We start from the raw sequence: 13,872 nt of genomic DNA on the forward strand, positions 1-13,872 counted from the left end.
CTGTGCCGCGCGGCCCGGCGCCTGAAAAGCCCCGCGCTGGCGTCCTGACGCGCTTGTGAGCGGGCGTGAGGACGCGGCCTCACGCATTGAGGGCCACGATTGCGCCGTTCAGCACGGCGGCATAGGTCACCCAGGCCGCATAGGGGAACATCAGGGCCGCGGCGATCCGGTCGACCTTGAGGAACAGCGCGATGGTCACGGCGATGGCGGCGGCGAGCAGGACAAGCTCGATCAGCGCCACGCCCGGCGCCCGCAGCCCGAAGAAGATCACCGACCACGCGAGGTTGAGGCCGAGCTGCACCCACCACGCCGCGAGCGCGCGCCGCCCGTGCCCCGTCTCCGCGATGGCGCGCCAGACGCGCCAGGCCGCGATCGCCATCAGCACGTAGAGGATGGTCCAGGCGACGGGAAACACCCAGTCGGGCGGCGTGATCTCGGGCTTGGCAAGCTCCCGGTACCAGGTGTCGACGCTGCTCGACGTCGCAACGCCACCCATCACCGAGACCGCGAAGGTCGCGACGAGAAAGCCCAGGAGGCCGAAATAGCTCTGGCGCTGCTTCATGAGCGGTGAGTCTAGGCCGTTTCTGCCGGATTCGTCCATGGCCCCGCGCGGGGTTTGCCCGTGCCCTTCGTCTGGACGCGGTCCGGCCCCCCTGCTAGAAGGCGGACCATGTTCGGTTCGGGACCCGTGCGGCGAATTACGGGCCCGGCCTCCGCCTGACCGAAGGGGGCGCGGGGGCCGGGTTTCGCGGGCGTGCGCGGGCGGCCTCTCCTCCTGCCGCCGCGCCGGCCCGCAGATCGCGTCCCGCACGCGACCCCAGCAACCCGAAATTCCATGGCCGCCCATCCCGTGGCCCGCATTCAGGACGTGATACCGCCGTGACCGATACGCCGAACTACAAAGACACGATCTTCCTGCCGAAAACCGATTTTCCCATGCGCGCCGGCCTGCCGAAGAAGGAGCCGGAGATCCTCGCCCGCTGGGAGGAGATCGACCTCTATTCCCGCCTGCGCGACACCGCGAAGGGCCGCGACAAGTTCATCCTGCACGACGGCCCCCCTTACGCGAACGGGCACCTGCACATCGGGCATGCGCTCAACAAGACGCTGAAGGACATGGTGACCCGCACCCAGCAGATGCTGGGGCGTGACAGCAACTACGTCCCCGGCTGGGACTGCCACGGGCTGCCCATCGAGTGGAAGATCGAGGAGCAGTACCGCGCCAAGGGCCTCGACAAGGACCAGGTGCCGGTCAACGACTTCCGCAAGGAATGCCGGGAGTTCGCCGACCACTGGATCGACGTGCAGCGCGAGGAGTTCAAGCGCCTCGGCGTCACCGGCGACTGGAAGCGCCCCTACACGACCATGAGCTTCGACGCCGAGGCCCAGATCGCGCGCGAGCTGATGACCTTCGCCATGACCGGCCAGCTCTACCGCGGCTCCAAGCCTGTGATGTGGTCTGTCGTGGAAAAGACCGCGCTGGCCGAGGCCGAGGTCGAATACCACGACCACGTCTCCGACACGATCTGGGTGAAGTTCCCGATTGTCCACGCAAGCGCTATCGGAAGCGAACTGCTTTCAGACCTCGTTCCGGGGCCCGCGTATGTCGTGATCTGGACCACAACGCCCTGGACGATTCCCGGCAACCGCGCGATCTCCTATTCGCCCCGGATTGAGTATGGCCTCTATCAGGTGGTCGATGCACCAGCGGACAATTGGGCCAAGATTGGTGAGCGGTATGTTCTAGCGAAAAATTTGGCAGCGGATGTGATGAAGGCCGCGCGGGTGAGCGAATTCAAGCTCGTACGTGATATCAATCCGGTTGCTATCAGTGCCTGCGCGCACCCGCTGCGGGGACACGGCTACGACTTCGACGTGCCCATGCTCGCGGGCGACCATGTGACCGACGAGGCGGGCACGGGCTTCGTGCACACCGCGCCCGGCCACGGGCGGGAAGACTTCGACGTCTGGATGGAGCACCGGGCGGCGCTCGAGGCGCGCGGCATCTCCACCGCCATCCCCTACACGGTCGACGCAGAGGGGCGCTTCACCAAGGACGCGCCGGGCTTCGAGGGTGCGCAGGTCATCACCCACAAGGGCGACAAGGGCGACGCGAACAAGGTCGTGATCGAGGCGCTGGCCGCCGCAGGCATGATGGTCGCGCGCGGACGGCTGACCCATTCCTACCCGCATTCCTGGCGCTCCAAGAAGCCGGTGATCTTCCGCAACACGCCGCAATGGTTCGTCTACATGGACCGCGACATCGACGGGCCGGGCGACACGCTGCGCGCCCGCGCGCTGGCGGCCATCGACGCGACCCGCTTCGTGCCCGCCTCGGGCCAGAACCGGCTGCGCGGCATGATCGCGGAGCGGCCGGACTGGGTGCTGTCGCGCCAGCGCGCCTGGGGGGTGCCGATCACGGTGTTCGCCGACCCGGACACGGGCCAGGTGCTGAAGAACGAGGCCGTGAACGCCCGCATCGCCGATGCGTTCGAGGCCGAGGGCGCCGACGCCTGGTTCCGCGACGACGCGAAGGCGCGGTTCCTGTCGGGCCTCGTGGACGACCCGGACCGCTGGATGAAGGTGACCGACATCCTCGACGTCTGGTTCGATTCGGGCTCGACGCACTCCTATGTGCTCGACCGGCGCGAGGATCTGAAGCCCCACCGCATCGTCGACGGCGGGCGCGACCGGGTGCTTTATCTCGAAGGCTCCGACCAGCATCGCGGCTGGTTCCATTCCTCGCTGCTGGAAAGCTGCGGCACGCGGGGCCGCGCGCCCTACGACAGCGTGCTGACCCACGGCTTCGTGCTGGACGAGCAGGGCCGCAAGATGTCGAAGTCGCTCGGCAACACGGTCGCGCCGCAGGACGTGGTGAAGGATTCGGGCGCCGACATCCTGCGCCTCTGGGTCGCCTTCTCCGACTATTCGGAGGATCTGCGCATCGGGCCGGAGATCCTGAAGTCGAACGTCGACGCCTACCGCCGCCTGCGCAACACGGTGCGCTGGCTGCTGGGTGCGCTCGACGGCTTCTCCGAGGCCGAGCGTCTGCCCGTCGCCGAGATGCCGGAGCTTGAGCGCTGGGTGCTGCACCGCCTGTGGCAACTCGACGCGCTGGTGCGGCAGGGCTTCGACGATTTCGCCTTCCAGCGGGTCTATCACCAGCTCTTCACCTTCGCGACGAACGACCTCTCCTCGGTCTATTTCGACATCCGCAAGGATGCGCTCTATTGCGACGCGCCCGGCAGCGCGCGCCGGCGCGCCTGCCGCACCGTGCTGGACCACGTGTTCCATTGCCTGGTGCGCTGGTTCGCCCCCGTCCTCGTCTTCACGATGGAGGAGGCTTGGCTCACCCGCTTCCCGTCTGAAACGGACTCGGTGCATCTCCAGACGCTGGTCGACGTGCCGGCGGGGTGGCGCGACGACGCGCTGGCGGAGAAGTGGGCGAAGGTGCGCAAGGTCCGCCGCGTGGTGACCGGCGCGCTGGAGGTCGAGCGCGCGGCCAAGCGCATCGGCGCGAGCCTCGAGGCCGCCCCCGTCATCCACATCGCCGATGCGGACCTGCGCGCCGCGGTCGAGGGCGTGGACATGGCCGAGCTGTGCATCGCCTCTGCCGCCACGATCGTCGCGGGCGAGGGGCCGGCGGATGCCTTCCGCATGGCCGAAGTGCCGGGCGTTGCGGTTGTTCCCGCGCTCGCGGAGGGGGATAAGTGCGCCCGCTGCTGGCAGGTGCTGCCCGACGTGGGCACCCACGCCCATGCGCCGGGCACCTGTGGGCGCTGCGCCGACGCGGTGGGGAGGGACGCTGCGTGACCGGCGCCCCCCCGACGGCAGGGCTGAGGCGCTGGGGCTTCGCGCTGGCGCTCGGTATCGTGCTGCTGGACCAGGCGAGCAAGCTCGTCATGCTCGGCGCGCTGCTGCGCGCGCCGGGTGGCAGCATCGGGGTGATTCCAGGGTTCCTCGACTTCACGCTCGCCTTCAACCGGGGCGTCAGCTTCGGCCTGTTCAAGGCGGGCGACCCGATGGGCGTCCTGCTGCTGGCGGGCGTGGCGCTGGCGGCCAGCGTGCTGATCGCGTGGCTGATCTGGCGGTCTGACAACAGGCTCGCCGCAATCGGCTACGGCTTCGTGCTGGGCGGCGCGGTCGGCAACCTGATCGACCGGGTGCGCATCGGCGCGGTGATCGACTTCATCGACGTGCACCTGGGCACGTTCCGCTTCTGGACCTTCAACATCGCCGACACGGCAATCACGCTGGGCGTGGCGTGCCTCTTGATCGAGATGGTGGTTCAGGACAAAAAGAAACCATGATGCGGGCGTATCCGCGTCCGCCGGGAGGTACCGTGATGATGCGTGTCCGCCGTCTTGCGCCCGCGTGGGTGGGGCTTGCCGCGATTGCCGTGCTGCTTGCCGGGTGCGGCCGCGATCCGCTCGGCCTGAGCGAGAAGCGCCCGCCGGACGAGTTCACGGTGGTCAGCCGCGCGCCGCTCGTGGTGCCGCCGAACTATGCGCTGCGCCCGCCGCAGCCCGGCGCGCCCCGGCCGCAGGAATCGCAGCCGTCGGACCAGGCGCGCGCCCTTATGTTCCAGCGCCAGATCGCGGCGTCCGACGCCTCCGCCGGGGAGCGGGTGCTGCTCGACAAGGCCGGTGCGCAGAACGCCGACCCGAACATCCGCGAGACGGTGAACCTCGAGACCTCGCGTCTGCAGGAGACGGGCCGCGGGCTCGCCGACTACATCCTGTTCTGGCAGACGCCCGCGGACCCGAACACCGTCGTCAACGCAGCCGCCGAGGCGGACCGGCTGCGCAAGGCGCAGGCGGACAAGCAGCCGGTGACGGGTGCAGGAACGCCGGTGATCCAGCGCGCCACGCAAAGGTCGCTCTTCTAGCGGCCGCCGACGGTCCTTGCGGGCATTTTCTGGCCACGAATCCGGCCTAGATAGTTACTCCGAACGAGCAAGCGGCCGCCGGCATGCCTGGCGGCCGGTTCCGGGGAAGGAGTTTCGCACGTGGCTTTCGCATCTGCGCTGTTCGCCCGCATCGCCCTTGCCGCCGTCCTGTTCGCGCCTGCGCTGCTGCCCGCGCACGCTGCGGACATGCCGCGGCCGGAGACCGCGACCCTCGGCAACGGGCTCCAGGTGGTGGTGATCCCCGATCGTCGCGCGCCGGTCGTGACCCACATGCTCTGGTACCGGGTCGGCGCGGCAGACGAGCCGCCCGGCCATTCCGGCATCGCGCACTTTCTCGAGCACCTGATGTTCAAGGGTACGCCAAGCGTGCCGGACGGGCGCTTCTCGCAGGTCGTGGCCGCGAACGGCGGACAGGACAACGCCTTCACCTCTTACGACTACACGGCCTATTTCCAGCGCGTCGCGCGCGACCGGCTGGGCGTCGTCATGGAGATGGAGGCCGACCGGATGCGCAATCTCGTGCTCGACCCGCAGGTCGTGGCGACGGAGCGCGAGGTCATCCAGGAAGAACGCCGCCAGCGCACCGACAATTCGCCGGGCGCGCGGCTGAACGAGGCGATGAACGCCGCCCTCTACCGCAACCATCCCTATGGCGTTCCGATCATCGGCTGGGCGCACGAGATCGCGGCGCTGGACCGCGAGTCGGCGCTCGACTTCTACGACCGCTTCTATGCGCCCAACAACGCGGTTCTGGTGGTTGCGGGCGACGTGACGATGGCGGACGTGCTGCCGCTCGCCGAGGAATTCTACGGCCCGATCCCGCGCGGGTCCGAGGTGGTGCGCACGCGGCCGATGGAGCCGCCGCAAACGGCGCCGCGCCGGGTGCGGCTGGAGGATCCGCGCGTCGCCGCGCCCCAGGTCAGCCGGCTCTACCAGGCGCCGTCGGCGCGCACGGCGGCCGGACAGGACGCAGCCCTCGACGTGCTCGCCGAAATCCTCGGCGGGCGGACGGGCCGCTTCTACCAGGGGCTCGTCGTGGACCGCGCCATCGCGGCGGGGGCGGGGGCCTATTACCAGTCGACCGCGCTCGATTACGGCGTGTTCGCGCTTTACGCGACCGCGTCGGACGGTACGGATGCCGGCGCGCTGGAAGCGGCGCTCGACGAGACGCTGCAGGGTTTCCTTGCCGAGGGACCCAAGCCGGAGGAACTCGACCGCGCCCGCCGTTCGCTGATCGCATCCGCGGTCTACGCTCAGGACAGCCAGTCGACGCTTGCCCGCATCTTCGGCTCGGCGCTGACAACAGGCCTCGGCGTGGACGAGGTGCTCGCCTGGCCGGACCGCATCCGCGCTGTGACCGCCGGCGACGTGATGGCGGCGGCCCGTGCCGTGCTCGTGCCCGAGGCGTCGGTGACGGGCGTCCTCGTTCCCGCACCGCAAAGCTGATCCCGGAGGGGGTTCCGACCATGCGCTACCCGACACGGCACACCGCGCGCGTGGGCGTCCGCGCCTGCGAGCAGCAATCCCTCCTTGCATGTCTCGCCGCGCTCCTGGCGGCGGCGCTGTTGCTTGCCATGGCGCCGAACGCGCGCGCCGCGACCGAGATCCAGCGCGTCGTCAGCCCCGGCGGGATCGAGGCGTGGCTGGTTGAGGACTATACCGTCCCCGTCATCGCGCTCGAGGCGGCGTTCGAGGGCGGGGCCGCGCTCGACCCGGCGGGCAAGGCGGGGCTTGCGACCTTCGCCGCTGCCACGCTGGACGAGGGGGCCGGTCCCTACGACTCCCGCGCCTTTGCCGAGCGTCTCGAGGATCTCAACGTCTCGATCTCCTTCTCCGCTGGGCGCGACCGCTTCGGCGTGAGCCTGAAATCGCTGAGCCAGACGCGCGACGAGGCGTTCGGCCTGCTGCGCCTCGCTCTGGCCGAACCGCGCTTCGATACCGAGCCGGTGGAGCGCATCCGGCGGCAGTTGCTCATCGGCGCGCGCGCCCGCCAGCAGGACCCGGGTGACCGCGCGGCGGCAGCCTTCTTCGCCCGCGCCTTCCCCGGGCACCCTTACGCGACGCCCACCGAGGGCACGCTCGAGACGATCCCGGACATCACGCGGGAGGATCTGCAGACCTTCGCGGCCACGCGGCTTGCGCGCGGCGGGTTGCGCATCGCCGTTGCGGGCGCGATCTCTGCCGACGAACTGGGGCCTCTGCTCGACAGCACCTTCGCCAGCCTGCCCGGCGGCGCGCCGGCGTCCGCCGTGCCCGACGCAAGCGTTGCGGGCTCGGGCGTGACGGTCGAGCGCATGGACGTGCCGCAGTCCTCCATCCTGTTCGGGCTTCCGGGCATCGCGCGCGACGATCCCGACTTCATCCCGGCCTATGTGATGAACTATGTCCTCGGCGGCGGCGGCTTCGCCTCGCGCCTGACGCAGCAGGTCCGCGTCGAGCGCGGGCTTGCCTATTCCGTCTATTCCTATCTCGCGCCGCTCGATCACGGTCCGCTGTGGATCGGCGGCGCGGGCACGCAGAACGCGCGCGTGGCAGAGACGCTGGACGTCGTGCGCGCCGAGCTTGCGCGGATGCGAGACGGGGGCGTGACCGAACAGGAACTCGCCGACGCCAAGACCTATCTCACGGGTGCCTATCCCCTGCGCTTCGACACCAATTCCAAGATCGCGGGCCAGTTGCTCTCGATCCAGGTCGAGGGTCTGGGCATCGACTATCCGGTGCGGCGCAACGCGCTCATCGAAGCGGTCACACGGGACGACATCGCCCGCGTGGCGCGCCGCCTTCTCGATCCCGACCGGTTGCTCGTGGTGATTGCCGGGGCGCCCGAGGGCATCGGCGAGGCGGCACCCGCGCCCGCGCCCCCTGTTGTTTCGCAATAGGGCGGGCGGTTAGACTGCGGCCACTCTTTGCAACCGCAGCAGGATTCGCAGCCCATGGCCTACACCCAGAACGTCGATGCCTGCCTCGGAATCGCGGGGAGCGGCGCGCTGGAGCCGGTGCTGGACGAGGTGCGCGCGGCGCTCACGCAACTCGCGCTCGCCCATGAGCAGGGCACCCTGCCGCTGCTGCACGTGCCCGCGCGCCGTGACGACCTGGGGCTCCTGAGCGACATCGCCGACTGGATGCTGCCGGGCGCGACCGACATCGTGATCCTCGGCACTGGCGGGTCGAGCCTGGGGGCGCAGGCGCTGGCCCAGCTTGCGGGCTATTGTCTGCCCGTGACGATCCCGCCGCAGGGCCGCCCGCGGCTGCATTTCCTCGATAATCTCGACCCGTGGACGCAAGCGGACGTGCTCTACCGGCTGCCGCTCGACAGCACGCGCTGGCTCGTGGTGTCGAAGTCGGGCGGCACGGCGGAGACGATGGCCCAGATGCTCACCGTCCTCGCGCGGCTGGAGGAGGCGGGCTTTGGGGGCGCGGCGCGGCGCGTCATGGTCGCGCTGACCGAGACGCGCGACAGCCCGCTCTCCCGGCTTGCGGCCGCGCACGGGCTGCCGCACGTGCCCCACGATCCGGGCGTCGGCGGGCGCTACGCGGTGCTGACGAGCGTCGGCGCGCTGCCGGCGATTCTCATGGGCCTCGATCCCGTGGCGATGCGGGAAGGGGCGGCGGGCGTGCTGCAACCCATCCTCGACGGCGCGGACGTGCTCGACGTGGCCCCTGCCGTGGGCGCTGGCGTGCTCGCGCTGCTGGAGCGGGAACGCGGCGTGCGCTCCCACGTGCTCATGGGCTATGGCGACCGGCTGCAGCGCTTCGCGCTCTGGCACCGGCAGTTGTGGGCGGAAAGCCTCGGCAAGAACGGCAAGGGCGCGGGCCTCGAAGCCGCGACGGGCCCGGTCGATCAGCACAGCCAGCTTCAGCTCTGGCTCGACGGGCCGGCGGAACGGTCCTTCACCCTCCTTGTGCCGGAGATGAAGGGTCAGGGCCCCGTCTTCCCGGCGGGCGAGGCGCCGGACCCCGACCTCGCCTGGCTTTCGGGCAACACGGTGGGCGACCTCGTCGCGGCGGAGGCGCAGGCGACCGCGGACTCGCTCAACGCCGCCGGCCGTCCGGTGCGCACCATGCGGATCGAGACGCTGAACGAACGCGCGCTGGGTGCGCTCTTCATGCACTTCATGCTGGAGACGATCATCGCTGCGCACCTCCTCGGCGTCGATCCCTACGACCAGCCGGCGGTGGAGGATGGCAAGCGCCGCGCCCGCGCCGCCCTCGACAGGTCCGCGGGAGAAACGGCCGCCTCATGACCGCACCGCGCATCCGCCGCCTCGGCGAGGGCACGATCAACCGCATCGCCGCGGGCGAGGTGATCGAGCGCCCGGCGAGCGTGGTGAAGGAGCTTGTGGAGAACGCGCTCGATGCGCGCGCGGCCCGCGTCACCGTCACCATCGCGGGCGGCGGGCGCGACCTGGTGCGCGTGGAGGACGACGGCCACGGCATGACGGCGGACGACCTGACGCTCGCGGTCGAACGCCACGCAACGTCGAAGCTGCCGACGGGGCCCGAGGGCGACGACCTCGTCCACATCGGTACGCTCGGCTTCCGGGGGGAGGCGCTGCCCTCCATCGGCTCGGTCGCGCGGCTGGAGATCCTGAGCCGGGCCGACGGCGCGGGCGAGGGCTGGCGCATCCGCGTCACCGGTGGCCGCGTCGAGGGGCCGGAGCCTGGCGCCATCGGCAAGGGCACGCGGATCGAGGTGCGCGACCTCTTCTTCGCAACGCCCGCGCGGCTGAAGTTCCTGCGGTCGGAGCGGGCGGAGGCGATGGCGGTCGCCGACGTGGTCAAGCGCCTCGCGCTCGCCCACCCGCACGTGGCGTTCTCGCTGCGCGACGAGAGCCGCACGGTCCTGAACGCGGAGGCCGGAACTGGCGACCTGTTCGATGCCGGCATGGCGCGGGCGGGCGCGATCCTTGGCCGCGACTTCGCCGACAACGCGGTCAAGGTGGAGGTAGAGCGGGCAGGCGTCACGCTCTCGGGCCTTGCCGGGCTGCCGACGTTCAACCGCGGCAATGCGCAGGCGCAGTTCCTGTTCGTCAACGGGCGGCCGGTGCGCGACAAGCTGCTGACGGGTGCGGTGCGCGGGGCGTACGCGGACTTCCTGGCGCGCGACCGGCACGCTGTCTGCGTGCTGTTCCTTCAGATCGCGGCGGAGGAGGTGGACGTCAACGTCCACCCCGCCAAGGCCGAGGTGCGCTTCCGCGACCCCGCGCTGGTGCGCGGCCTGATCGTCTCCGGCCTGCGCCACGCCATCGGGCAGGCGGGCCACCGTGCCGCGACGACCGTTGCGGCGGACGCGCTGTCGGCGCTGCGCGCGCCCGGTGGCGCGCCCTCGCCACGCTTCGACTGGTTGCGTCCGCCCCAGCCGACAGGTGGGGGGCTCGCCGGGTACCGCGCGCAGGCGCCGGTTGCACCCGCGGACGGGCTTGCGGAGGACCAGCGCGCGCTCGCCTCGCTGACCGCCGCGCCCTTCGCGCCCGTGCCGCAGCAGGCAGCACCTGAGGTGGAGGCCGGGCTCGCCGCCCGCCCGCTCGGCGTCGCGCGCGGGCAGTTGCATGGCACATATATCGTGGCGGAGACGGCGGACGGTCTCGTCCTCGTCGACCAGCACGCAGCGCATGAACGCCTCGTGCACGAGCGGATGAAGGCGCAGCTTGCCGCCCGCGGCATCGCCCGCCAGCGCCTGCTGCTGCCGGAGGTGGTGGACCTCGACCCCGCGGATGTCGAGCGACTCGCGGCGCGTGCGGACGAACTGGGCGAGATGGGCCTCGCGCTCGAAGCCTTCGGGCCGTCGGCGGTGGTGGTGCGGGAGGTGCCGGCGATCCTCGGCCAGACGGACGTGCAGGGCCTTGTCCGCGACCTCGCCGACGAGATCGCCGAACTGGACGAGGCGCTGGGCCTCAAGGAGCGGATCGACGCCATCTGCGGCACCATGGCCTGCCACGGTTCGGTGCGCGCGGGCCGCCGCCTGACGGGCGAGGAGATGAACGCGCTGCTGCGCGAGATGGAGGCGACGCCCCATTCCGGCCAGTGCAACCACGGCCGCCCGACCTATGTCGAGCTGAAGCTCGCCGACGTGGAAAAGCTGTTCGGGCGGCGCTGAGGTTCAGGCGGCGGTCAGGAACACGAGCCGTGTCTCGCCGTAGGTGCGATCGTCCAGCGTCTCGAAGCCCTCGATCTCCGGCACCTCTTCGCCCTTGTCGAGTTCGAGGACGCAGACCGCCCCCTCAGCCAGCCAGCCGCCCGCCCCCGCCGAGGCGAGCGCCACCGGGCCCAGCCCGCTGCAATAGGGCGGATCGCAGAAGACGAGCGCGAACGGCCCGCCCGCCACCGCAGGCATCGGGCCGAGGTCGGTCGCCGAGCGGGAGAAGAGCTTGGTCGCGCCCGTCGCGCCCAGCGCCTCGATGTTGCGGCGGACGAGCGCGCGGCTCTCTGCGTGGTTGTCGACGAGGCAGACCCGGTGCGCGCCGCGCGACAGGGCCTCGAGCCCCAGCGCGCCCGAGCCGGCGAAGAGGTCGAGCACGCGCGCGCCCGCGATCTCCGGCGCCCAGGGCGCATGGGAGAGCACGTTGAACAGCGCCTCCTTCACCCGGTCTGTGGTGGGGCGCACGCGGGCGTCCTTCGGCCCGGCCAGCTGCTTGCCGCGCCAGCGGCCCGCGATGATGCGCATGCCCCTCAGCCCCGCCGCTTGCCCGTTCCGCCCGGCTTCGGGCGTGGGGTACGCCGCTCCCCGCGCGCCGTCGGCGGCGCCTTGGCATCCTCGCCCGCGCGTAGCCGCGTCTGCGCGCCCGGCTTGAGCGTCAGCTTCGGCCGGCCCGTGCTCTTGTGCGTGGACCGCGAGGCCGGACCCGGCGCGGCGTCTGCGACCGGCGGATAGATCGCGCCCACCTGGTCGACCAGCGTGCGGCGCGGCACCTCCTCGATCTCGCCGGGTTCGAGCTTGCCAAGCTGGAACGGCCCGTAGGAGGTGCGGATCAGGCGCGTGACCTTCAGCCCCAGGTGCTCCATCACGCGGCGGATCTCGCGGTTCTTGCCTTCCTTCAGCGTCACCGCGATCCAGGCGTTGGCGCCCTGCACACGCTCCAGCCGCGCGGTGATCGGGCCGTAGCGCACGCCCTCGACCTCCACGCCCGCGAGCAGCGTGTCGAGCACCGCCTGGTCGACGTCGCCGAACACCCGCACCCGGTAGCGGCGCGACCAGCCGGTCGCGGGCAATTCCAGCAGGCGCGACAGTCCGCCGTCGTTGGTGAGCAGAAGCAGGCCTTCCGACGTGAGGTCGAGGCGGCCGACAGAGACGACGCGCGGCATGTCGGGAGGGAGCGCCTCGAACACCGTCTGGCGGCCTTCGGGGTCCTTCGCGCTGACCACGAGACCGCGGGGCTTGTGATAGCGCCAGAGCCGCGGACGCTCGATCGCGGGCAGGGGCTTGCCGTCCACTTCCACCCGGTCCGACGTGGTGACGAGCGTCGCGGGCGTCTCCAGCGTGCGCCCGTTCACTGCGACGCGGCCCTCCGCGATCATGGCCTCCGCCGCCCGGCGCGAGGCAATCCCTGCGCGCGCCAGCACCTTGGCGATCCGCTCGCCCCTGGCGGCGCCCTGTTGCGCGCCGTCCTTGTCCGTTGCGTCTGTCATGCCGGTCCTGTCGCGCGTCGCGCGCAGCCGGTCAAGAGGGATCGGCAGCGGGGCTCAGGAATAGTCGCGCGTGTCGTCGATGACCTTGCCGTCGTTGGGCAGGCTGCCGGGGGCCACGACCTCCACCGTGCCGCGCACCTTGCAGACGTCCTGCAGCGTGCGCGCGACGGCGTCCGCAAGGCCTTCCGCCGCGCCCGAAACCTCGGCCTTCAGGACCATGGTGTCGGTCTGCCCCTCGCGCCCGACGACGAGCCGGGCCCGCGCGATCTCCCCATGCTGTTTCAGCACGGCGGCGACCTGCGCGGGGTCGACGAACATGCCCTTGACCTTGGTGCGCTGGTCGGCGCGTCCCATCCAGCCCTTGATGCGCATGTTGGTGCGGCCCGTCGGGCACGCGCCGGAGAGGACCGCCGACATGTCGCCCGTGCCGAAGCGGACGAGCGGATAGTCGGGGTTGAGCGTGGTGACGACGATCTCGCCCACCTCGCCCTCGGGAACGGGGTCGCCGGTGCCGGGGCGCACGATCTCCACGATCACGCCCTCGTCCACCACGAGGCCTTCCATCGCCTCCGTCTCGTAGGCGACGAGGCCCAGGTCCGCCGTGCCGTAGGATTGCAGCGTGGCGATGCCCCGGTCCTTCAGTTCCGCGCGCAGCGAGGGGGGCAGCGCCGCACCCGAAACGGCGGCCTTGACGATGGAGGAGGCGTCGCGGCCCATCTCGGCGGCCTTGTCGAGCAGCACCTTCAGGAAGTCGGGCGTGCCGGAGTATCCGGTGGGGCGGATCCGTTCGATCGCGTCGACCTGCAGTTCGGTGTTTCCGATGCCCGCGGGGAAGGTGACGCAGCCGACCGCCGCCGCGCCCGTCTCGAACATGTGGCCGGCCGGCGTCAGGTGATAGGCAAAGGAATTGTGCACGATGTCGCCGCAGCGGAAGCCCGCCGCATAGAGCGCGCGCCCGCAGCGCCACCAGTCGCGGCCCTGGCCGTCGGCGCCCCATCCCTCGGGCTCGAAGATTGGGCCGGGCGACATGAAGATGCGCCTGAGCGCGCCCGTCTTCACCGCGGCAAGCCCCCCCAGGGGCCGGTTTGCGTCCTGCAGCGCCAGCAGGTCGCCCTTGCGCGTCACCGGCAGCTTCGCGAGCGCAGCGCGGTCGGTCAGGCCATCCGGGTCGACGTCCTTCAGCAGCCTGGCGAAATAGGGCGCGTTGGCCTTGGCGTTGGCGACGTTGGCGCGCAGGCATTCGAAGGTCGAGGTTTCGCGCTGCTCCGGCGCGCGCGTCTCCAGATCGTCGTAGTAGCGCTCGTCGGCCATGCCGCCTCCTTGGGTTCGAGGTCTCG

11 protein-coding genes are annotated in these 13,872 nt (G+C 71.0%); 7 read left to right on the forward strand and 4 right to left on the reverse strand.

Translation table 11 applies throughout. From position 1 onward, the window contains the following. Positions 1-79 precede the first annotated feature (79 nt). Positions 80-562: a TspO/MBR family protein gene (locus NJQ99_RS00110; protein ID WP_269330775.1), complete on the reverse strand. Its 483-nt coding sequence runs from the start codon at positions 560-562 to the stop codon at positions 80-82. A gap of 374 nt (positions 563-936) precedes the next feature. On the opposite strand from NJQ99_RS00110, the gene ileS reads away from it, so the two are divergent. The 7 genes from ileS (at position 937) to mutL (ending at position 11,006) form a co-directional block, all read left to right on the forward strand. Beyond that, the gene (gene ileS, locus NJQ99_RS00115) at positions 937-3,813 is read left to right on the forward strand and encodes an isoleucine--tRNA ligase (RefSeq protein ID WP_407933350.1); all 2,877 of its coding nucleotides are present in this window, start codon (positions 937-939) and stop codon (positions 3,811-3,813) included. Further along, on the forward strand, positions 3,810-4,310 hold the full coding sequence (gene lspA, locus NJQ99_RS00120) for a signal peptidase II (protein ID WP_269330777.1): 501 nt from the start codon (positions 3,810-3,812) through the stop codon (positions 4,308-4,310). The genes ileS and lspA overlap by 4 nt, the downstream gene beginning before the upstream one ends. 35 nt (positions 4,311-4,345) lie before the next feature. Further along, positions 4,346-4,888 carry a DUF3035 domain-containing protein gene (locus NJQ99_RS00125; protein WP_269330778.1) on the forward strand — a complete coding sequence of 181 codons (543 nt, stop codon included), beginning with the start codon at positions 4,346-4,348 and terminating at the stop codon, positions 4,886-4,888. Between the two features lie 120 nt (positions 4,889-5,008). Continuing rightward, complete coding sequence (locus NJQ99_RS00130; RefSeq protein ID WP_269330779.1) at positions 5,009-6,355, forward strand: M16 family metallopeptidase; 1,347 nt, start codon at positions 5,009-5,011, stop codon at positions 6,353-6,355. Positions 6,356-6,375: 20 nt separating this feature from the next. After that, on the forward strand, positions 6,376-7,788 hold the full coding sequence (locus NJQ99_RS00135) for a M16 family metallopeptidase (protein WP_269330780.1): 1,413 nt from the start codon (positions 6,376-6,378) through the stop codon (positions 7,786-7,788). A gap of 54 nt (positions 7,789-7,842) precedes the next feature. Further along, on the forward strand, positions 7,843-9,153 hold the full coding sequence (locus tag NJQ99_RS00140; protein ID WP_269330781.1) for a glucose-6-phosphate isomerase: 1,311 nt from the start codon (positions 7,843-7,845) through the stop codon (positions 9,151-9,153). After that, positions 9,150-11,006 (forward strand): DNA mismatch repair endonuclease MutL, encoded by a 1,857-nt coding sequence (gene mutL, locus NJQ99_RS00145; protein WP_269330782.1) that lies wholly within the window; start codon positions 9,150-9,152, stop codon positions 11,004-11,006. Before NJQ99_RS00140 ends, mutL begins: the two co-directional genes overlap by 4 nt. Before the next feature lie 3 nt (positions 11,007-11,009). On the opposite strand, the gene rsmD is transcribed toward mutL, so the two are convergent. The 3 genes from rsmD to NJQ99_RS00160 are packed head-to-tail and all read right to left on the reverse strand — an operon-like array spanning position 11,010 to position 13,846. Next, positions 11,010-11,573 (reverse strand): 16S rRNA (guanine(966)-N(2))-methyltransferase RsmD, encoded by a 564-nt coding sequence (gene rsmD / locus NJQ99_RS00150; RefSeq protein ID WP_269330783.1) that lies wholly within the window; start codon positions 11,571-11,573, stop codon positions 11,010-11,012. Positions 11,574-11,578: 5 nt separating this feature from the next. Beyond that, complete coding sequence (locus NJQ99_RS00155; RefSeq protein WP_269330784.1) at positions 11,579-12,535, reverse strand: pseudouridine synthase; 957 nt, start codon at positions 12,533-12,535, stop codon at positions 11,579-11,581. Between the two features lie 54 nt (positions 12,536-12,589). Beyond that, a complete protein-coding gene (locus NJQ99_RS00160; protein WP_269330785.1) occupies positions 12,590-13,846 on the reverse strand; it encodes a phenylacetate--CoA ligase family protein in 1,257 nt (418 codons plus the stop codon). Between the last annotated feature and the right edge of the window lie 26 nt (positions 13,847-13,872).

The organism is Futiania mangrovi (assembly GCF_024158125.1).
Classification (GTDB): Bacteria; Pseudomonadota; Alphaproteobacteria; order Futianiales; family Futianiaceae; genus Futiania; species Futiania mangrovi.

Bases quoted from the DNA above. Each gene is read 5' to 3' on its own strand.
- NJQ99_RS00110 (WP_269330775.1), bottom strand. From the start codon at position 562: ATGAAGCAGCGCCAGAGCTATTTCGGCCTCCTGGGCTTTCTCGTCGCG.
- ileS (WP_407933350.1), top strand. From the start codon at position 937: ATGCGCGCCGGCCTGCCGAAGAAGGAGCCGGAGATCCTCGCCCGCTGG.
- NJQ99_RS00125 (WP_269330778.1), top strand. From the start codon at position 4,346: ATGATGCGTGTCCGCCGTCTTGCGCCCGCGTGGGTGGGGCTTGCCGCG.
- NJQ99_RS00135 (WP_269330780.1), top strand. From the start codon at position 6,376: ATGCGCTACCCGACACGGCACACCGCGCGCGTGGGCGTCCGCGCCTGC.
- NJQ99_RS00140 (WP_269330781.1), top strand. From the start codon at position 7,843: ATGGCCTACACCCAGAACGTCGATGCCTGCCTCGGAATCGCGGGGAGC.
- mutL (WP_269330782.1), top strand. From the start codon at position 9,150: ATGACCGCACCGCGCATCCGCCGCCTCGGCGAGGGCACGATCAACCGC.
- rsmD (WP_269330783.1), bottom strand. From the start codon at position 11,573: ATGCGCATCATCGCGGGCCGCTGGCGCGGCAAGCAGCTGGCCGGGCCG.
- NJQ99_RS00155 (WP_269330784.1), bottom strand. From the start codon at position 12,535: ATGACAGACGCAACGGACAAGGACGGCGCGCAACAGGGCGCCGCCAGG.
- NJQ99_RS00160 (WP_269330785.1), bottom strand. From the start codon at position 13,846: ATGGCCGACGAGCGCTACTACGACGATCTGGAGACGCGCGCGCCGGAG.